The organism is Symbiopectobacterium sp. RP, from assembly GCF_050472005.1.
Taxonomy (GTDB): domain Bacteria; phylum Pseudomonadota; class Gammaproteobacteria; order Enterobacterales; family Enterobacteriaceae; genus Symbiopectobacterium.
Genome location: NZ_JBGOGS010000001.1, coordinates 1,894,916 through 1,912,530 on the forward strand (window position 1 = coordinate 1,894,916; position 17,615 = coordinate 1,912,530).

General features: G+C 50.1%; 16 protein-coding genes and 5 pseudogenes. 11 read left to right on the forward strand and 10 right to left on the reverse strand.

Annotation, left to right across the window (positions count from 1 at the left end; all coding sequences use genetic code 11):
• Positions 1 to 163: 163 nt before the first annotated feature.
• Positions 164 to 1,852 carry an aspartate:alanine antiporter gene (locus tag ACD630_RS12655; RefSeq protein ID WP_430360028.1) on the reverse strand — a complete coding sequence of 563 codons (1,689 nt, stop codon included), beginning with the start codon at positions 1,850 to 1,852 and terminating at the stop codon, positions 164 to 166.
• A 378-nt stretch (positions 1,853 to 2,230) separates the two neighbouring features.
• Between ACD630_RS12655 and ACD630_RS12660 the strand changes: the two genes are divergently transcribed.
• The gene (locus ACD630_RS12660; protein ID WP_430359250.1) at positions 2,231 to 2,578 is read left to right on the forward strand and encodes an inner membrane protein YbjM; all 348 of its coding nucleotides are present in this window, start codon (positions 2,231 to 2,233) and stop codon (positions 2,576 to 2,578) included.
• 63 nt (positions 2,579 to 2,641) lie between these two features.
• Here the strand turns inward: ACD630_RS12660 and ACD630_RS12665 are convergent, their stop codons facing one another.
• The 5 genes and pseudogenes from ACD630_RS12665 to ACD630_RS12685 form a co-directional block, all read right to left on the reverse strand.
• Positions 2,642 to 2,893, reverse strand: coding sequence for a GrxA family glutaredoxin (locus ACD630_RS12665; RefSeq protein ID WP_430360029.1), 252 nt, complete (start codon positions 2,891 to 2,893; stop codon positions 2,642 to 2,644).
• 23 nt (positions 2,894 to 2,916) lie between these two features.
• Positions 2,917 to 3,108: a transposase gene (locus ACD630_RS12670; protein WP_430359251.1), complete on the reverse strand. Its 192-nt coding sequence runs from the start codon at positions 3,106 to 3,108 to the stop codon at positions 2,917 to 2,919.
• A 111-nt stretch (positions 3,109 to 3,219) separates the two neighbouring features.
• Positions 3,220 to 4,143: pseudogene (locus ACD630_RS12675) on the reverse strand (IS5 family transposase).
• A gap of 64 nt (positions 4,144 to 4,207) precedes the next feature.
• Positions 4,208 to 4,420 (reverse strand): transposase, encoded by a 213-nt coding sequence (locus ACD630_RS12680; protein ID WP_430360030.1) that lies wholly within the window; start codon positions 4,418 to 4,420, stop codon positions 4,208 to 4,210.
• The gene (locus ACD630_RS12685; protein WP_430359252.1) at positions 4,333 to 4,800 is read right to left on the reverse strand and encodes an IS630 transposase-related protein; all 468 of its coding nucleotides are present in this window, start codon (positions 4,798 to 4,800) and stop codon (positions 4,333 to 4,335) included. The genes ACD630_RS12680 and ACD630_RS12685 overlap by 88 nt, the downstream gene beginning before the upstream one ends.
• A 309-nt stretch (positions 4,801 to 5,109) precedes the next feature.
• On the opposite strand from ACD630_RS12685, the gene nfsA reads away from it, so the two are divergent.
• The 3 genes from nfsA (at position 5,110) to ACD630_RS12700 (ending at position 7,316) form a co-directional block, all read left to right on the forward strand.
• Positions 5,110 to 5,832 carry an oxygen-insensitive NADPH nitroreductase gene (nfsA, locus tag ACD630_RS12690; protein ID WP_430359253.1) on the forward strand — a complete coding sequence of 241 codons (723 nt, stop codon included), beginning with the start codon at positions 5,110 to 5,112 and terminating at the stop codon, positions 5,830 to 5,832.
• 18 nt (positions 5,833 to 5,850) lie between these two features.
• On the forward strand, positions 5,851 to 6,729 hold the full coding sequence (gene rimK / locus ACD630_RS12695) for a 30S ribosomal protein S6--L-glutamate ligase (protein WP_430359254.1): 879 nt from the start codon (positions 5,851 to 5,853) through the stop codon (positions 6,727 to 6,729).
• 107 nt (positions 6,730 to 6,836) lie between these two features.
• Complete coding sequence (locus tag ACD630_RS12700) at positions 6,837 to 7,316, forward strand: YbjN domain-containing protein (protein ID WP_430360031.1); 480 nt, start codon at positions 6,837 to 6,839, stop codon at positions 7,314 to 7,316.
• 231 nt (positions 7,317 to 7,547) lie between these two features.
• Here the strand turns inward: ACD630_RS12700 and ACD630_RS12705 are convergent.
• Positions 7,548 to 8,471 (reverse strand): annotated as a pseudogene (locus ACD630_RS12705) (IS5 family transposase).
• Between the two features lie 78 nt (positions 8,472 to 8,549).
• Positions 8,550 to 9,101 (reverse strand): annotated as a pseudogene (locus ACD630_RS12710) (IS256 family transposase); the annotation flags it as partial.
• Between the two features lie 35 nt (positions 9,102 to 9,136).
• Between ACD630_RS12710 and ACD630_RS12715 the strand changes: the two are divergent.
• Positions 9,137 to 9,961, forward strand: a complete 825-nt coding sequence (locus ACD630_RS12715) for an IS630 family transposase (protein ID WP_430359255.1) — start codon at positions 9,137 to 9,139, stop codon at positions 9,959 to 9,961.
• Between the two features lie 4 nt (positions 9,962 to 9,965).
• On the opposite strand, the pseudogene ACD630_RS12720 reads toward ACD630_RS12715, so the two are convergent.
• Positions 9,966 to 10,148: pseudogene (locus ACD630_RS12720) on the reverse strand (IS256 family transposase); the annotation flags it as partial.
• 621 nt (positions 10,149 to 10,769) lie between these two features.
• Here ACD630_RS12720 and epd point away from each other — a divergent pair.
• The 5 genes and pseudogenes from epd to ACD630_RS12745 all read left to right on the forward strand — a co-directional run.
• Positions 10,770 to 11,786, forward strand: coding sequence for an erythrose-4-phosphate dehydrogenase (gene epd / locus ACD630_RS12725; protein ID WP_430359256.1), 1,017 nt, complete (start codon positions 10,770 to 10,772; stop codon positions 11,784 to 11,786).
• Between the two features lie 76 nt (positions 11,787 to 11,862).
• The gene (pgk, locus tag ACD630_RS12730; RefSeq protein ID WP_430359257.1) at positions 11,863 to 13,026 is read left to right on the forward strand and encodes a phosphoglycerate kinase; all 1,164 of its coding nucleotides are present in this window, start codon (positions 11,863 to 11,865) and stop codon (positions 13,024 to 13,026) included.
• Positions 13,027 to 13,162: 136 nt separating this feature from the next.
• Positions 13,163 to 14,239, forward strand: a complete 1,077-nt coding sequence (gene fbaA / locus ACD630_RS12735; protein ID WP_430359258.1) for a class II fructose-bisphosphate aldolase — start codon at positions 13,163 to 13,165, stop codon at positions 14,237 to 14,239.
• 150 nt (positions 14,240 to 14,389) lie between these two features.
• Positions 14,390 to 15,253 (forward strand): small-conductance mechanosensitive channel MscS, encoded by an 864-nt coding sequence (gene mscS / locus ACD630_RS12740; protein ID WP_430359259.1) that lies wholly within the window; start codon positions 14,390 to 14,392, stop codon positions 15,251 to 15,253.
• 236 nt (positions 15,254 to 15,489) lie between these two features.
• A pseudogene (locus ACD630_RS12745) lies at positions 15,490 to 15,840 on the forward strand (aconitate hydratase); the annotation flags it as partial.
• An 88-nt stretch (positions 15,841 to 15,928) separates the two neighbouring features.
• Here the strand turns inward: ACD630_RS12745 and ribA are convergent.
• Positions 15,929 to 16,528, reverse strand: coding sequence for a GTP cyclohydrolase II (ribA, locus tag ACD630_RS12750; RefSeq protein WP_430359260.1), 600 nt, complete (start codon positions 16,526 to 16,528; stop codon positions 15,929 to 15,931).
• Positions 16,529 to 16,836: 308 nt separating this feature from the next.
• Here ribA and pgpB point away from each other — a divergent pair, with 308 nt between their 5' ends.
• Positions 16,837 to 17,604 carry a phosphatidylglycerophosphatase B gene (pgpB, locus tag ACD630_RS12755; RefSeq protein ID WP_430359261.1) on the forward strand — a complete coding sequence of 256 codons (768 nt, stop codon included), beginning with the start codon at positions 16,837 to 16,839 and terminating at the stop codon, positions 17,602 to 17,604.
• Positions 17,605 to 17,615: the final 11 nt, after the last annotated feature.

Below are 17,615 nucleotides of genomic sequence, written 5' to 3' on the forward strand. Positions count from 1 at the left end.
GTAAGAAAAGAAAAGGCCCATCATTCTTGAACCTGAAAAGGCGGGAACGACGGGCTCCTCAATAAGGGGATTTCAAAGAAAAGCAGCGGCACTTATTCAGACGCTCTGCATGCGAAAAAGTTCGGTTTTATTTAAAGAATAGTGACAATTTTTTTCAACCCGCTTAAAACGGCAGTTCAGGCCAGATAATGACAATCAGCGAACCGGCTAATGTCAGCAACACGTTGGCGATGGCATAAGTGCCCGCATAGCCGAGCGCCGGGATATTACTGCGTGCGGTATCACTGATGATATCCATGGCGGGCGCACAGGTACGCGCACCCATAATGGCACCAAACAGCAGCGCACGATTCATGCGTAGCACATAGGCACCAAACAGGAAACAGACCACCACCGGGATCAGGCTGATCGCCAGTCCTGCAAACAACATTTGTACGCCCACGGAGCCAAAACTTGTGCCGATGGTGCTGCCAGCGCTCAGGCCAACGCCCGCCATAAACACCATCAGACCAAACTCTTTTACCATATTCAGCGCGCCCTGTGGGATATAGCCAAAGGTCGGGTGGTTTGCGCGTAGGAAGCCCAGCATGATCCCGGCAAACAGCAATCCGGCTGCACTGCCAATGGCAAAATTGAAGTTACGGAACTGGAAGGTGATAAGCCCGACCATGATGCCGATGATAAAGAAGGCGCAGAACGCGAGCAGATCGGTAATCTGACTGTGGATGGAAATAAACCCGATGCGATCGGCGATGCTTTTCACCCGCCGGGTATCGCCACTCACCTGTAGTACATCCCCTTTGTTCAGCACCACGCCGTCATCAATGGGCATTTCGATCTGGTTGCGTACGATGCGGTTTAAAAAGCAGCCGTGGTCGGTCAGTTTTAGCTGGCTGAGGCGTTTGCCAACTCCGTTGTTGTTTTTGACCACTATCTCTTCGGTGATGATGCGCATATCGAGCAGGTCGCGATCGAACACTTCTTTGCCGTCACGGAAATTGGAATTGAGGCGAGCATGGGCATCCGGGTAGCCCACCAGCGCAATTTCATCACCCAGTTGCAAGGTGGCATCCCCATCGGGCGTGGCGAGAATGCCGTTACGGCGCAGACGCTCAATGGAGCAGCCGGTTTGCCGGTAAATGCCCAGCTCGCGCAGATTTTTTCCGTCAGCCCAGGCGACCAGCTCCGGTCCGACGCGATAAGCACGGATAATGGGGAGGTACACTTTACGTTGGCTGTCGGGATCGAGGCCGCGTTCACGCGCGATTTGTTGCGCGCTGGTCGGCAGATCCTGATGTTGCAGTTTCGGCAGATAGCGCGCGCCAAAAATCAGGCTGACCAGACCGATCAGATAGGTAAGCGCATAGCCAAGGCTCAGGTGATCCAACTCGACGCTGAGCTGCGGATCGACACTGTTAGCATTGCGCAGCGCATCTCCTGCTCCGACCAGCACGGGCGTTGACGTCATTGCCCCCGCCAGCATGCCTGCTGTCAGGCCGATATCCCAACCGAAGAGCTTGCCCAACAGCAGTGCCAGCACCAGCGCTGAGCTGACCAACATTAAGGCCAGGGCGAAATAGTTTTTACCGTCACGAAAAAAAATGGAGAAAAAATTAGGGCCAGCTTCGATACCGACGCAAAAAATAAACAGCATAAAACCAAGATTCAGCGCATCGGTATTTATGGCAAAATGTTGCTGCCCTAATAATAACGACACCACTAAAACACCAATGGAATTACCCAGTTGAACGCTGCCTAGCCGTATTTTCCCCAAGCACAGCCCAAATGAGAGCACCACAAATAACAGCAGTATGTAATTCCCGTTTAACAACTCAGCGACGTTTATATTCATGGCCTGTAACGTGTTGTTTACTATTAAGTTCTTGATATTAATGAAGGTAAGGGCTAAATTTATTGCCATTCACTCAGAATACTCACTGTAGGGCAATGGCGGAACAGAGCGTGAAGAATCCGGCAGAGAAAGCGCGTGATTCGGCACAGGTACCATCCGTTTCCTGAAAATAAATTGCCTGAAGCGTAGCAAGAGTGCTGCCATTTTAGTTGGGTGTTTGTGTTACAGCCAGCCTTTGTTTTATAAAAAGTGATGCCGCCTTGCTTGTTGTTATATCAGGGATATTCCGATGTTGTTCCGATTAAATACACCTTACTCGACCTCGTCTTGCGATGTCGGCGTGGGGCAAAGAGAGGCGAATATGGGAAGCAATAAGGGGTGGGTGCAACCTGCTGTTTTTTGTTGTTTACCGTGGTGTTTTTGAGTCAAAAAATGGATGTCTTTTCCACAACGGAAACGGGATTTCGGGGAGAGCCTAGAATGCTGTTGTTTTTGCTGCCCGGCATTGTAGCCAGCGGTTTATCGGCACGCGGCCGCTTGCGTTATCCCTTTCTCTGCGCACTGATGGCCATGCCGCTGTGCCTGATTATCCTGCATTTTTGGCGCACACCGATAAACTCGTTCTGGCAGGAATTGGCCTATGTGATGAGCGCCGTGTTCTGGAGTCTGATGGGCGCGATGGGGTTTTTGTTCGTCTACGCCTCGTGCCAGCGGTATTTTAGCTGAAGATAAAAACACCAAAGGCGCAGGGTGCGCCTTTGGTCAGTATGTTGTCGATGCGTTACCGTTTTACTGAAACAGGTTCAGGTTCGCTTTGGCATAGGCTTCGAAATCGGTGCAACCGCCAATGTGTTTTTCGTCCAAAAAGCTCTGCGGAACCGTCTCAACCGGCTTACCCACGGTTTTAGAAAGGTCGTCTTTGGTGATTCCTTCTGCGTGAATATCAACGTAGCGGAAACTGAAGTCGTCACGTTGTTCGGTCAGTTTTTCTGCCAGCGCTTTGGCGCGAACACAGTAAGGGCAGCCAAGGCGGCCAAAAATATAGCCAGGCGACTTAATTTTGATTACACCATATGGACTGAGAACAAAATCTCTGTATCGCAACCACTCTCTCTTTTTTTGCTTTTTGCTTGTGCCCATTTATGCTCAATGGGGTTAAGATCTGGCGAATATGTAGGCAAATACTCCACCATATACCCTGCATCGATGATGACTTGTTGAATATTATGTTTTTTGTGAAAAGTTGCATTGTCCATCACGATTACACTGTTTTTAGGGAGTACTGGGATAAGGACTTGTGTGACCTAGGAATGGCTTTGTTGAATAAATTAGAACTTGTAACGACTGCGCCCCATACGGGTCGATTGTTACGTGATGCGAATACTGTTCGGCATTCCTAATAGCGTGATCAGGTTAAGCGCTTTGACCATGGCCATGGCTTCACCCACCTGACCATCGTAGTCTCTCAGACTTAGATGACCACCCAGAAGCCTTTTGAACCGGAACATGGCCGTTTCAGCCACTGAGCGCCGGTGATAGCCCACTTTCTTTTTCCAGATATCGTTACTACCGCTAATGCGCTGATTTGCAACAGCGGGGTTACGCTCGTGGTAGCGATCTTGCCAATATTGCGCCCCCCTTCGTGGCGGGATAAGCGGCCTTATTTTCTTCCTCAGCAGAGCATCATAGCAGTAAACTGTATCCTAAGCGCCGTCAGCCGATGCCTCTCTGATTTTCCGGTGGGTCTGGTTTATCAGCGCCGGTAGAGCTTGGGCATCAGTCGTACCACTGAGCGACAAATCCGCACAGATAATCTCATGCGTCACACTGTCTACTGCCAGGTGCAGCTTACGCCATACCCTGCGTCTGTCGGCACCATGCTGCCGGACTTTCCATTCGCCTTCGCCAAAGACCTTCAGGCCGGTTCCATCAATGACCAGATGTGAGATTTCACCAGGGGTTGGCGTTTTTATGCTGATGTTCACTGTCTTTGCTCGCTTGCTGAGCAGCGAATAGTCTGGACAATGGAGCGACAATTTAATCAGTTTAAAAATCGAGTCACCAAAGCCCTGTAAAGCCCTCAATGAAAGGCCAAACACGCGTTTCATCATCAGGACTGTGGTGATGGTCATATCTGAGTAGTGGAGCGGTCGTCCACGCCGTTCAGTAGTGTTTTTTTCCGTCCATGCAGCAATGGCTGATTCATCTAGCCATACGGTTAGAGAACCGCACTGCTTGAGGGCCTTGTTATAAGAGGGCCAGCTGGTGATTTTAAAATTTTGTTTTGCCATGGAGACCTGATTTTGAAACAACTGTGGTGATCTGCTCCGATGATTACCCAAAAGTTCTATTTATTCAACAAAGCCCCCAAGAATAGAAAACATCGCTGTTAATATTGATATCAAATAATCCGATAGCAAACAGCATTGTGCCTAATAACGCGCCGATAACATTTGTTCTTCCCTTGGCTCCCCCGTTCTTCAGGCCAAAACACCGTTGACCTTTTGGGGAATAGCCGTGAGTCCGTGGGGTATCGTGTGGAAAACCACTTTCATCAATAAAAACAATAGGTTTATCTTCTTTTTCATACTGTTGTTTTTTTGTTGAAATGCTTGCCGGGCGCTTTCGTCGGCTTTCGGATGACGTAGCGTTTTTTTATAGGTCAATCCCAGCTTTTTAAGAGCTTGCCAAATGGCCTTCTGACAAACGCCAAAACGCTCTGCACGTTCTTTTTGGTAAGCATCTGGATATGGTTCAACATCTTTTATCAACTCGGATTTATCGCTCTTTCGCTGACGCGTGGTCGATGCTTTTGACGCTATTTGATTAATCCAACGCGATACAGAGGCAGGGCCAATCCGAAATTGCTTCGCTGTTTCTCGGATACTCAACCCTTCTTCTTCCCGTGTAGATATCACTTTACGTCTAAAATCAATTGAATAGCTCATTTAAATAATGTAATCAAAATTAAGTCGTTTAGCTATAACAGCAAAAATGTTAACTCCTGATCAAAACAAAAGGCTGTAAACGATATTATCCTCGTCTTTCTGTGGGGCTACTATGCCCCCATCTGCGCTGAAAAAAGTAGTAAATCCCTGTTACATTAATATGTGATGGCTATCAAACCACATAACATACGCTGAGCAGCATTGGTCAGCTGCGACGGCTGACTTATACTGCCTGCTAAGCGCCTGGTTATCCGGTTCACTCAGCCGACCCCGCGATCTTCAGGACACACCATCATAAGGACACGAAGCGTGACGCCAACTATCGATCTGCTGCTAAACCATCGATCTATTCGTGCTTTTAGCACACAGCCCATTGCGCCAGATGCGCGCGACGCCATTATTGCTGCTGCCCAGAGCGCGTCCAGTTCGAGTTTTTTACAATGCAGCTCCATTATTCGCATTACCGATCCTACGCTGCGCCAAACGTTGGCCCATTATTGTGGCGATCAGCAGCATGTAGCCGCCGCCGCCGAGTTTTGGGTGTTTTGTGCCGATTTCCATCGCCACCTAGACATTTTCCCGCAGGCGCAAACCGGGATGGCAGAGCAACTGCTGCTGGGATGTGTAGATACAGCGCTGATGGGGCAGAACGCACTGGTCGCGGCTGAATCGCTGGGGCTGGGCGGGGTATTCATCGGCGGTATTCGCAATCACATTGCCGATGTTACCGCGTTGTTGGCGTTGCCACCGCAAGTCTTACCGCTATTTGGCCTCTGTCTGGGCTACCCTGCCGCGACGCCCGATCTCAAACCGCGCTTGCCCGCCTCGCTGGTGGTACACGAGAATGGTTATCAACCGTTAGATAAAGCGGCGTTGGCACAGTATGACCAGCAATTAGGAGATTACTACCAGCAGCGTGGTAGTAATCGTCGTCGCGACACCTGGAGTGAGCACGTGCAGCGCACACTGCAAAAAGAGCTGAGGCCTTTTATTCTGGACTACTTGCATCAGCAAGGCTGGGCAATCCGCTAAAACGTGGGTGAGGAACTGATGAAGATCGCCATTTTATCACGGGACGGCAGTCTGTACTCCTGCAAGCGGCTGCGTGAGGCCGCAGAAGTCCGCAAGCACGTTGTTGATATTATTGATCCGCTCTCGTGCTATATGAACATCAACTCTGCTGCACCTACGGTGCATTATCGCGGCCGCCAGTTGGTAAAATACGATGCGGTAATTCCTCGCATCGGCTCGCAAATTACCTTTTACGGCACCGCAGTGTTGCGCCAGTTTGAAATGCTGGGAAGCTTTGCGTTGAACAACGCGCTCTCAATCACTCGTGCACGGGATAAGTTGCATTCGCTGCAGCTGCTGGCGCGCGAGGGCATCGATTTGCCAATCACCGGTTTTGCGCATTCACCGGACGATACCAGCGATCTGATCGATATGCTGGGCGGAGCACCGCTGGTGGTTAAACTGGTGGAGGGTACTCAGGGGATAGGTGTGGTGTTGGCGGAAACGCGTCAGGCGGCCGAAAGCGTGATTGATGCATTTCGCGGCCTGAATGCGCACATCCTGGTTCAGGAGTATGTGCGCGAGGCGCAGGGTAGGGACATCCGCTGTCTGGTGATTGGCAATGAAGTCGTCGCGGCCATCGAACGTCAGGCCAAAGAAGGGGATTTCCGTTCCAATTTGCACCGTGGCGGCACCGCGCACCCGGTCATTATCACGGAGCGTGAGCGTGCCATTGCAGTGAAAGCAACGCAAACACTGGGCTTGAGCGTGGCGGGCGTGGATATTTTGCGCGCGACGCGTGGGCCGCTGGTGATGGAGGTAAACGCTTCACCCGGTCTGGAAGGGATAGAACGCACTACTCAACTGGATATTGCCGACATGATGATGGATTTCATTGAGCAGTATGCGCGCGATTGAATATCACCAGCATGATAGGCAATCCCGCTTTTCTATTGGTATCGTACGCAAATTTTACGTAAGCTAGTAAGGTTTTTACGTTACAGGCGCAAATGAGGCAAATTATGATGGATTCACTCATCGTTCCGGATCTGAATCTGCTGCGGCGGTGGTTGGATCAACTCAATATTCTCTATTTTGAATGTGACTCCTGTCAGGCGTTGCATTTGCCCCATATGCAGAATTTCGATGGTATTTTCGATGCCAAGGTCGATCTGGTGGACGGTGTTGTTTTATTTTCTGCGCTGGCCGAGGTGAAGCCCAGCGCCTTGATTTCACTGGCGGGCAACCTGAGCCAAATCAATGCCAGCTCCTTGACGGTGAAAGCCTTTCTTGATGTGCAAGACGATAATCTGCCAAAGCTTATCGTTTGTCAGACGCTCGACGTGGTGGCAGGCGTGGTCATTGAGCAGTTCCGACACTTTATGCAGCAGTCAGAAGAGCAGATCTCCATGGTTATTTTGGAAGCCTGTGCTAACAATATGCTGTTTCTCGGTGAAGAAGAAGAGACCTCTCCTGCGCGCACTCTGTCACACAGTCTGCATTGATTCTGTTGCTGCCTACGGGCAGCAATCATTTTTTCTTATTTCCCTGTCGCCTTTGGTTTATTCTGCTAAAAATCTTTTTTTTCGATATATTCCACTGCCAAGAGTTATAGCCAACCGACTTAAAAATGATTACAACCAATGCCCTGATATGTGGCAAAAAAATACAGCTAATTGTTGGCTTTGTTGAATAAATCAGAACTTGTAACGACTGCGCCCCATACGGGTCGATTGTTACGTGATGCGAATACTGTTCGGCATTCCTAATAGCGTGATCAGGTTAAGCGCTTTGACCATGGCCATGGCTTCACCCACCTGACCATCGTAGTCTCTCAGACTTAGATGACCACCCAGAAGCCTTTTGAACCGGAACATGGCCGTTTCAGCCACTGAGCGCCGGTGATAGCCCACTTTCTTTTTCCAGATAGCGTTACTACCGCTAATGCGCTGATTTGCAACAGCGTGGTTACGCTCGTGGTAGCGATCTTGCCAATATTGCGCCCCCCTTCGTGGCGGGATAAGCGGCCTTATTTTCTTCCTCAGCAGAGCATCATAGCAGTAAACTGTATCCTAAGCGCCGTCAGCCGATGCCTCTCTGATTTTCCGCTGGGTCTGGTTTATCAGCGCCGGTAGAGCTTGGGCATCAGTCGTACCACTGAGCGAGAAATCCGCACAGATAATCTCATGCGTCACACTGTCTACTGCCAGGTGCAGCTTACGCCATACCCTGCGTCTGTCGGCACCATGCTGCCGGACTTTCCATTCGCCTTCGCCAAAGACCTTCAGGCCGGTTCCATCAATGACCAGATGTGAGATTTCACCAGGGGTTGGCGTTTTTATGCTGATGTTCACTGTCTTTGCTCGCTTGCTGAGCAGCGAATAGTCTGGACAATGGAGCGACAATTTAATCAGTTTAAAAATCGAGTCACCAAAGCCCTGTAAAGCCCTCAATGAAAGGCCAAACACGCGTTTCATCATCAGGACTGTGGTGATGGTCATATCTGAGTAGTGGAGCGGTCGTCCACGCCATTCAGTAGTGTTTTTTTCCGTCCATGCAGCAATGGCTGATTCATCTAGCCATACGGTTAAAGAACCGCGCTGCTTGAGGGCCTTGTTATAAGAGGGCCAGCTGGTGATTTTAAAATTTTGTTTTGCCATGGAGACCTGATTTTGAAACAACTGTGTTGATCTGCTCCGATGATTACCCAAAAGTTCTATTTATTCAACAAAGCCCATCACAGTCGCAAAAGCCGATTCAATCGGATTTGTCGTTCTTATTGACGCCCAGTGCTCTGACGGGAAGTCGTAGAATGCCAGCAGTTCTTCTCGAGCTTTCTCCAGCTTCTTCATCGCTGCAGGATACTTCGCTGAAAACCTTGCCAACAAAACATCAAAGGCTTCATTAGCGGCATCGCGGCTCTCTGCTAGCCAAACCTCCCGCAGCTCAGCCTTAACTTTCGGTTGCATGGCTTTGGGGAGTGAAGCCAACACATTAGCGGTTTTGTGCACCCAACAGCGTTGGTGCTGCGTGTCCGGGAATATCTTTGCCATTGCATTCCAAAAACCAAGGGCACCGTCTCCCGTAGCCAGCTTGGGAGATACGGTTAGGCCACGTGCTCGCAGGCCATTAAGAAGTTCGGCCCAGTTTGCTTCTGACTCTCGATAAGCATCTTCGGCCGCAACCAGCTCCTTACGTCCATGTTCAGTGACGCCGATAATGACCAGCAGGCAAAGGCAATCATCTTGCCTGACATGGCTGTATATGCCATCGGCCCAGAAATAAACGTATAGATAAACGACTTAATTTTGATCACATTATTTAAATGAGCTATTCAATTGATTTTAGACGTAAAGTGATATCTACACGGGAAGAAGAAGGGTTGAGTATCCGAGAAACAGCGAAGCAATTTCGGATTGGCCCTGCCTCTGTATCGCGTTGGATTAATCAAATAGCGTCAAAAGCATCGACCACGCGTCAGCGAAAGAGCGATAAATCTGAGTTGATAAAAGATGTTGAACCATATCCAGATGCTTACCAAAAAGAACGTGCAGAGCGTTTTGGCGTTTGTCAGAAGGCCATTTGGCAAGCTCTTAAAAAGCTGGGATTGACCTATAAAAAAACTCTACGTCATCCGAAAGCCGACGAAAGCGCCCGGCAAGCATTTCAACAAAAAATACAACAGTATGAAAAAGAAGGCAAAACTATTGTTTTTATTGATGAAAGTGATTTTCCACACGATACCCCACGGACTCACGGCTATTCCCCAAAAGGTCAACGGTGTTTTGGCCTGAAGAACGGGGGAGCCAAGGGAAGAACAAATGTTATCGGCGCGTTATTAGGCACAACGCTGTTTGCTATCGGATTATTTGATATCAATATTAACAGCGATGTTTTCTATTCCTGGGTCACACAAGTCCTTATCCCAGTACTCCCTAAAAACAGGGTAATCGTGATGGACAATGCAACTTTTCACAAAAAACATAATATTCAACAAGTCATCATCGATGCAGGGTATATGGTGGAGTATTTGCCTACATATTCGCCAGATCTTAACCCCATTGAGCATAAATGGGCACAAGCAAAAAAAGAGAGAGTGGTTGCGATACAGAGATTTTGTTCTCAGTCTATATGGTGTAATCAAAATTAAGTCGCTTTGATATAGTTCCAGATTTGGACTGGTGCTTCTCATGCCCGAGGTGATGGGTCATGTCAGCATTAAGGGCAGCTTCAACGCTGATCTTTTTCAGCAGGCGATCAAACTGCTTGAGAGCGTCAGGGGTTTTGAGATTTTTGGCCAGCTCGTTAGCCAGAGCCTGTAACTGTTTTTCGTCCATAAAGTAACCTGCTTTTGATGTTGGATTGAACATATCAAAATCAGGCAATTACACAATCTCGTCTACAGGCTCTAATAAGGCGCCGATATAGCCAAGCGACATTATTTTGATAACAATTAGCTGTATTTTTTTGGCACATATCAGGGCATTGGCTGTGATCATTTTTAAGTCGGTTGGCTATACATCGGTTTGCATGGCAAGACACCGTTTCTTGTCATGCTGATTTACCCTTTTCTTTGAACTACGTCACTGTTCTGCAAGCGCTCTGGCCGAGATATTTCTTTTGATGAAAATTTGCATTATGCTAGCTGAAGCGTTTCAGTTGGCGTAATTAGGGCGATTGATCCCGAATAGCGGCGAATTTATCCCGCAGATGGATCGTCAAGGGCAGGGGGGTTGCCCAAAAATAGTCTTACTTAACAGTTTATTCCGCTGTTGGTACTGATTATTCTATACCCTAAATAATTCATGTTACAGGAAGGTGGCAAGTGAGTGAATCCTGATGAGCTTACTCAGGTAAGTGATTCGGGTGAGTGAGCGCAGCCAACACACCTGCAACATGAAGTATGACGGGTATATACCCTACATAATTCGGGTGTTCAGCTTGATACAGAGAATGTGATGACAATTCGTATTGCGATAAACGGTTTTGGTCGTATTGGCCGCAGCGTGTTACGGGCGCTGTACGAATCCGGAAGCTGGGCCGATATGAGCGTGGTGGCGATCAACGAGCTGGCGAGCGCGGAAGGTATGGCACACCTGCTTAAATATGACACTAGCCATGGACGCTTCGCCTGGGATGTGCGCCAGGAGTGTGACCAGCTCTACGTGGGCTATGACGCCATTCTGCTATTGCATCAGCGTGAAATTGAGGGGCTGCCTTGGCGCGCGTTGAGTGTCGACGTGGTGCTTGATTGCAGCGGCGTCTATGGCAGTCGTGCGCACGGCGAAGCACATCTGGCCGCCGGTGCGAAGAAGGTGCTGTTTTCTCACCCCGGTACCAACGATATTGATGCCACCGTGGTGTTTGGCGTCAATCACGATACGTTGAAGCCAGAACACCACATTGTGTCTAGCGCCTCCTGTACCACCAACTGCATTATTCCCATTATTAAATTGCTGGATGAATCGTTCGGCATTGAAAGCGGCACAGTCACCACGATCCACTCTTCGATGAACGATCAGCCGGTGATTGACGCGTACCACAGCGATTTGCGTCGCACCCGCGCGGCCAGCCAGTCCATCATTCCCGTGGATACCAAACTGGCGGCAGGCATTACGCGTATCTTCCCGCAGTTTACTGACCGTTTTGAGGCGATTTCGGTACGCGTGCCAACCATCAATGTCACAGCTATTGATTTAAGCGTAACGGTAAGGCAAGCGATAAATGTTAATGAAATCAATGAACTTTTTCAAAAATCAGCGCATGGAGCATTTCGTGGTATAGTTGACTATACGGAATTACCTCTAGTTTCAGCTGATTTTAATCACGATCCGCACAGTGCCATTGTCGACGGTACGCAGACGCGGGTCAGTGGATCGCACCTGATAAAAACGTTGGTCTGGTGCGACAACGAATGGGGCTTCGCCAATCGTATGCTGGATACAACACGCGCGATGGCAGTCTGCGGTTTTTAGTTATATGTAATTGAATTTACAGGGATTTTAATCTTGATTACACAACTTTATAAGAGAATCAACAAGAGGATTCACCATGTCTGTAATTAAGATGACCGATCTGGATCTGGCGGGTAAACGCGTACTGATTCGTGCGGATCTGAACGTGCCGGTTAAAGAAGGTAAAGTGACGTCTGATGCGCGTATCCGTGCGTCGTTGCCGACCATTGAAATCGCCCTGAAACAAGGCGCGCGTGTCATGGTGACTTCCCACCTGGGACGCCCGACCGAAGGGGAATACAACGAAGAATTCTCCCTGCTGCCGGTTGTTAACTATCTGAAAGATAAAATTTCTTCTCCAGTTCGTTTGGCGAAGGATTATCAGGATGGCGTTGATGTTGCCGAAGGCGAGTTGGTGGTTCTGGAAAACGTTCGCTTCAACAAAGGCGAGAAGAAAGACGACGAAGAGCTGTCGAAGAAATACGCAGCGCTGTGTGACGTGTTCGTCATGGATGCTTTTGGTACGGCGCACCGCGCTCAGGCTTCTACGCACGGGGTAGGCAAGTTTGCTGATATCGCCTGTGCAGGCCCGCTGCTGGCAGACGAACTGGAAGCGTTGGGTAAAGCGCTGAGCAACCCAGAGCGTCCTATGGTGGCTATCGTCGGCGGTTCTAAAGTGTCTACCAAACTGACCGTGTTGGGCTCATTGTCCAAAATTGCTGATCAGCTGATCGTCGGCGGCGGCATCGCCAACACCTTCGTGGCGGCACAGGGTCACAACGTGGGCAAATCGCTGTACGAAGCGGATCTGATCCCTGAAGCGAAAAAATTGCTGGAAACCTGTGATATTCCGGTACCGAGCGACGTGCGCGTGGCGACGGAATTCTCCGAAACCGCAACCGCAACCTTGAAGTCTGTTACTGCCATCAAAGATGATGAACAGATTCTGGACTTGGGGGATGTCTCCGCTGAGCGTCTGGCCGATATTCTGAAAAACGCCAAGACTATCCTGTGGAACGGCCCGGTTGGCGTGTTCGAATTCCCGAACTTCCACAAAGGGACTGAAATCATCGCTCAGGCGATTGCAGACAGCGAAGCGTTCTCCATCGCTGGCGGTGGCGATACGCTGGCCGCGATTGACCTGTTCGGTATTGCAGACAAGATTTCTTATATTTCTACCGGCGGCGGTGCTTTCCTGGAGTTCGTGGAAGGTAAAAAACTGCCTGCGGTAGTCATGCTGGAAGAGCGTGCTAAGCAGTAATGCCGCTTTGCCGGGGGTGTCACCCGGCAACCCGTTGCTCCCTCTTCGAGTGGGCAACGGTGGGTTCGGACGCTGTGCGTCCGGCCCGTAGTCAATTATCTCAACCCTCCACGGCCAACGAGACGGGACACTTAACATGTCTAAAATTTTTGATTTCGTAAAACCTGGTGTCATCACTGGCGATGACGTTCAGAAAGTTTTCGCAGTAGCAAAGGAAAATGGCTTTGCTCTGCCCGCAGTCAACTGCGTCGGTACTGACTCCGTCAATGCGGTGCTGGAAGCGGCAGCGAAAGTTCGCGCACCGGTTATCGTTCAGTTCTCTAACGGGGGGGCCGCGTTTACAGCGGGTAAAGGCCTGAAAGCGGAAGGTCAGAAAGCCGCTATCCTCGGTGCCATCTCTGGCGCACAACACGTTCACCTGATGGCTGAACACTACGGCATTCCTGTTATCCTGCACACTGACCACTGTGCGAAAAAACTGCTGCCTTGGTTGGATGGCCTGCTGGAAGCCGGTGAAAAACACTTTGCCGCAACCGGCAAACCGCTGTTCTCCTCCCACATGATCGACCTGTCGGAAGAGTCTCTGAAAGAGAACATCGAGATTTGCAGCGAATACCTCAAGCGCATGGCAAAAATCAACATGACGCTGGAAATCGAACTGGGTTGCACCGGCGGTGAAGAAGATGGCGTGGACAATAGCCACCTTGATAACTCCGCACTCTACACCCAGCCGGAAGACGTGGCTTACGCCTACGAAAAATTGCACGCCATCAGCCCGCGTTTCACCGTCGCGGCATCGTTTGGTAACGTGCATGGCGTATACAAACCGGGTAACGTGCAACTGACGCCGAAAATCCTGCACAATTCGCAGGAATATGTCTCCAAGAAATTCAACTTGCCGCATAACAGCTTGGACTTCGTGTTCCACGGCGGTTCCGGCTCTACGGCAAAAGAGATCGCCGAAGCGGTGAGCTACGGTGTGATCAAAATGAACATCGACACCGACACCCAATGGGCAACCTGGGAAGGCGTGCTGGCGTATTACAAAAAGCACGAAGGCTACCTGCAAGGTCAGTTGGGTAACCCGGAAGGCGCAGACAAGCCGAACAAGAAGTACTACGATCCGCGCGTTTGGCTGCGTGCTGGTCAGGCAACCATGGTGGCTCGTTTAGAAAAAGCGTTTAAAGAACTGAACACGATCGACGTACTGTAATCTATATTAATAAGTGCATTGATAAGCAATGCATGAAAATAAGAGGCTCCTTTTATCAGGAGCCTTAATTTTTTCTGGCCCGCTTTGCGGCCATTTTGGGTGTGAACCATCCCTTTCAAAGGGTGAAATGCAAAAAAGGGGAGAGTGCAAATGGAAGAACTGGATGTGACCGAAAGCCTGAGCCGTATGGGGCAATGGGTGGTCAATAATGAGGCTCTGCTGATTCAGTATGCGGTGAACGTGGTGGCCGCCATTATCATTTTGCTCATCGGCTTGCTGGTGGCGCGTGTGGTATCTAACGGTATCAGCAGAGTGATGGTGGCGCGTGGCATTGATACCACCGTGGCGGATTTTCTCGCTGCATTGGTGCGTTACGGGATTATTACCTTTACGCTGATTGCAGTATTGAGCCGTATTGGCGTGCAAACCGCATCGGTGATTGCGGTGCTGGGTGCCGCTGGCTTAGCAGTGGGTTTGGCGCTGCAAGGCTCGCTGTCAAACTTCGCGGCTGGTGTACTGTTGGTGATGTTCCGCCCGTTCCGTACCGGTGAGTTTGTCGATCTGGGCGGGGTTTCTGGTACGGTGACGCAGGTGCAGATCTTCTCCACTACGATGCGTACGCCGGATGGTAAAATCATCGTTGTTCCCAATGGGAAAATCATTGCCGGAAACATCATTAACAGCAGTCGTGAGCCGGACAGACGCACTGAAATTATCGTTGGCGTGGCCTATGATGCTGATATTGACCAGGTCAAAACGGTGCTGGGGGATATCGTCGCGGCTGATAAGCGCATCCAGCATGAGCGTGGTGTCACCATCCGTTTGAATGAAATGGCCGCGTCATCACTGAATTTTGTCGTATGGGTCTGGACGAGCAACGGTGATGCCATGGCGGTGAAATGGGATCTGTTAGAAAGTTTTAAACGGGCGTTGGATGAGCACCAGATCGGCATTCCTTATCCGCAAATGGATGTGCATTTGCATCAACACCCGTCAACATCAACCAAGGCGTAATTTTCGTTAGTCCTTTTTAGGCATCCGGTGCTAAGCGCACGGATGCCTAAACGCTTTCACTCGAAAAGCAAAAAAACAGCCAGCGTATCGACCTACCCTAACCGTCGTTATTGGTTGATATGTGTCGCGTTATGAAAATTGATATAGCCAACCGACTTAAAAATGATTACAGCCAATGCCCTGATATATGGCAAAAAAATACAGCTAATTGTTATCAAAATAATGTCGCTTGGCTATACGGCTCGGGCTCCAGCCGTGACTGGGCAGCAAAAGGGCCGCGGTTGCTCGGGGTCAGAGTGGTGATTGCGGAGTCGTTTGAGCGCATCCACCACTCCAATTTGATTGGCATGGGGATTTTACCGCTGGAGTTTGCTCCCGGCGTGACGCGTAAAACCTTAGGGCTGACGGGGGAAGAGCGTATCTCGATAGCGGGCCTGCAAGCCTTGATGCCGGGAGCTACGGTGGACGTCACCCTCACGGACAGTCAGGGACACGTGCAGGTTATTCAAACTCGTTGCCGTATCGATACCCTGACCTATTATCAGCACGGTGGTATTTTGCACTACGTCATTCGCAAGATGTTGTGATGGTCAGTGGGCGGAAATATCGGGGCCCGAAGGCCCCGATAGCAACGTCAGTGTGTTGTTGATAGCGGCAAGTCACTATAGACACACATTAACGCGGAGGGAGATCCAACATATGGCCCATTTTGGCCGCTTTCGTTGCCAGATAGCGCTCATTTTTAGGGTTGCGTCCCACGACTAACGGCACTCGTTCAACAATGTTGATGCCTGCATCGTTGAGGATTTTTACTTTTTGCAGATTGTTGGTCAGCAAACGTACTTCATTCACGCCCAATAGCTTGAACATATCCGCACATAGCGTGAAGTCGCGCTCATCAGCCGCAAACCCGAGTTGATGATTTGCTTCGACGGTATCGGCCCCCAGGTCTTGTAACACATAGGCACGAATCTTGTTCAACAAGCCGATATTACGCCCTTCTTGTCGGTGATAGAGCAGCACACCCCGCCCCTCTTCAGCAATATGGCACAATGCGGCTTCCAGTTGGAATCCGCAATCGCAGCGCAAGCTGAACAATGCATCACCGGTTAAACATTCGGAATGGACACGTGCCAGAACAGGCGCTGGACCGGAGATATCACCGAAAACCAGCGCGAGGTGATCGTGTCCTGTGGCTAACTCTTCGAATCCTACCATGAGGAAATCGCCCCAGGGGGTGGGTAATTTTGCTTCGGCCACCCGTTTAAGCTGCATTTTACATCTCCAACACAAAAAGATTGAGCATATCCTACTGCCGGATAACGCAATTAACCAGTAAAAACGCCATTGCGCAATAAAACCAAACGCAAACCGCGCAGGTGTTCTGCATGTATTCATCAGGTTTGTGCCACAGCACGATGTTTGTACAGCAGCACAGGTACTGACATAACGATGGAGTAGTTTACGTTCCATTGACGAAGGCGGGGAGATTTCATGATAACTTTATGAAAAATTGTGATTTACACCCACTCTTTAACCGTGTTTTTCTGCGTTGGTGAGTGAAAGGTGAAACAGGGGAAGCTATGTACGACATTGCCAAACGCACTGCCCTCGGTGCGGGAATTTTGCTGATATTGCCGGTTGCCGTAGGGTTGAGCGGCTGGCAATGGCAACCTGAAACACAGGGACTGTGGCTTCGCGGACTGTTCTGGGTCACGGAAACGGTGACGCGACCTTGGGGGATAGTGACCAGCGCGCTGTTGGCGCGCTGGTTTCTGTGGTGCTTACGTTTTCGTTTCAAACCGGCACTGGGCGTGTTGGCAATCATGGCACTGACTGTACTGGTAGGTCAGGGCATGAAGTCGTTAATTAAAGAGCGGCTTCAGGAGCCGCGCCCCTTTGTGGTCTGGTTGGAAAAAGTGTATCAGGTCGATGAACGCTATTTCTATTCTTTGCCACGCCCCGAGCGTGCGCGGCTGGTGGCGGAACAACTGAGCGCACAGACGCAGATACCTGAATGGCTGCGAGCCCATTGGCAATTTGAAACGGGTTTTGCCTTCCCGTCAGGGCATACCCTATTCGCGGCAACCTGGGCGTTGCTGGCGGTAGGGTTGTTGTGGGCGCGGCGGCACTATAAAACCGTGGTGGTATTGATGGTGTGGGCGTCGGGGGTAATGGCCAGTCGTTTGGCGTTGGGCATGCACTGGCCGCAGGATTTGATTGCGGCGACCCTGATGAGCTGGGTGTTGGTGGTGCTGGCTTGTACACTGGCGCAGCGCTGGTGTGGTCCATTAACGCGATCGCCTCAGGAAAAGCAAAGTGATGATGACGTGAAAAAGGAGCATCAGTGACCCCTCTTATG

Excerpts from the sequence above, each read along its gene's own strand:
- ACD630_RS12715 (WP_430359255.1), top strand. The coding sequence starts at position 9,137 with ATGAGCTATTCAATTGATTTTAGACGTAAAGTGATATCTACACGGGAA.
- pgk (WP_430359257.1), top strand. The coding sequence starts at position 11,863 with ATGTCTGTAATTAAGATGACCGATCTGGATCTGGCGGGTAAACGCGTA.
- ACD630_RS12670 (WP_430359251.1), bottom strand. The coding sequence starts at position 3,108 with ATGGACAATGCAACTTTTCACAAAAAACATAATATTCAACAAGTCATC.
- ACD630_RS12700 (WP_430360031.1), top strand. The coding sequence starts at position 6,837 with ATGGATTCACTCATCGTTCCGGATCTGAATCTGCTGCGGCGGTGGTTG.
- pgpB (WP_430359261.1), top strand. The coding sequence starts at position 16,837 with ATGTACGACATTGCCAAACGCACTGCCCTCGGTGCGGGAATTTTGCTG.
- mscS (WP_430359259.1), top strand. The coding sequence starts at position 14,390 with ATGGAAGAACTGGATGTGACCGAAAGCCTGAGCCGTATGGGGCAATGG.
- ACD630_RS12655 (WP_430360028.1), bottom strand. The coding sequence starts at position 1,852 with ATGAATATAAACGTCGCTGAGTTGTTAAACGGGAATTACATACTGCTG.
- rimK (WP_430359254.1), top strand. The coding sequence starts at position 5,851 with ATGAAGATCGCCATTTTATCACGGGACGGCAGTCTGTACTCCTGCAAG.
- epd (WP_430359256.1), top strand. The coding sequence starts at position 10,770 with ATGACAATTCGTATTGCGATAAACGGTTTTGGTCGTATTGGCCGCAGC.
- ribA (WP_430359260.1), bottom strand. The coding sequence starts at position 16,528 with ATGCAGCTTAAACGGGTGGCCGAAGCAAAATTACCCACCCCCTGGGGC.
- ACD630_RS12685 (WP_430359252.1), bottom strand. The coding sequence starts at position 4,800 with ATGAGCTATTCAATTGATTTTAGACGTAAAGTGATATCTACACGGGAA.
- fbaA (WP_430359258.1), top strand. The coding sequence starts at position 13,163 with ATGTCTAAAATTTTTGATTTCGTAAAACCTGGTGTCATCACTGGCGAT.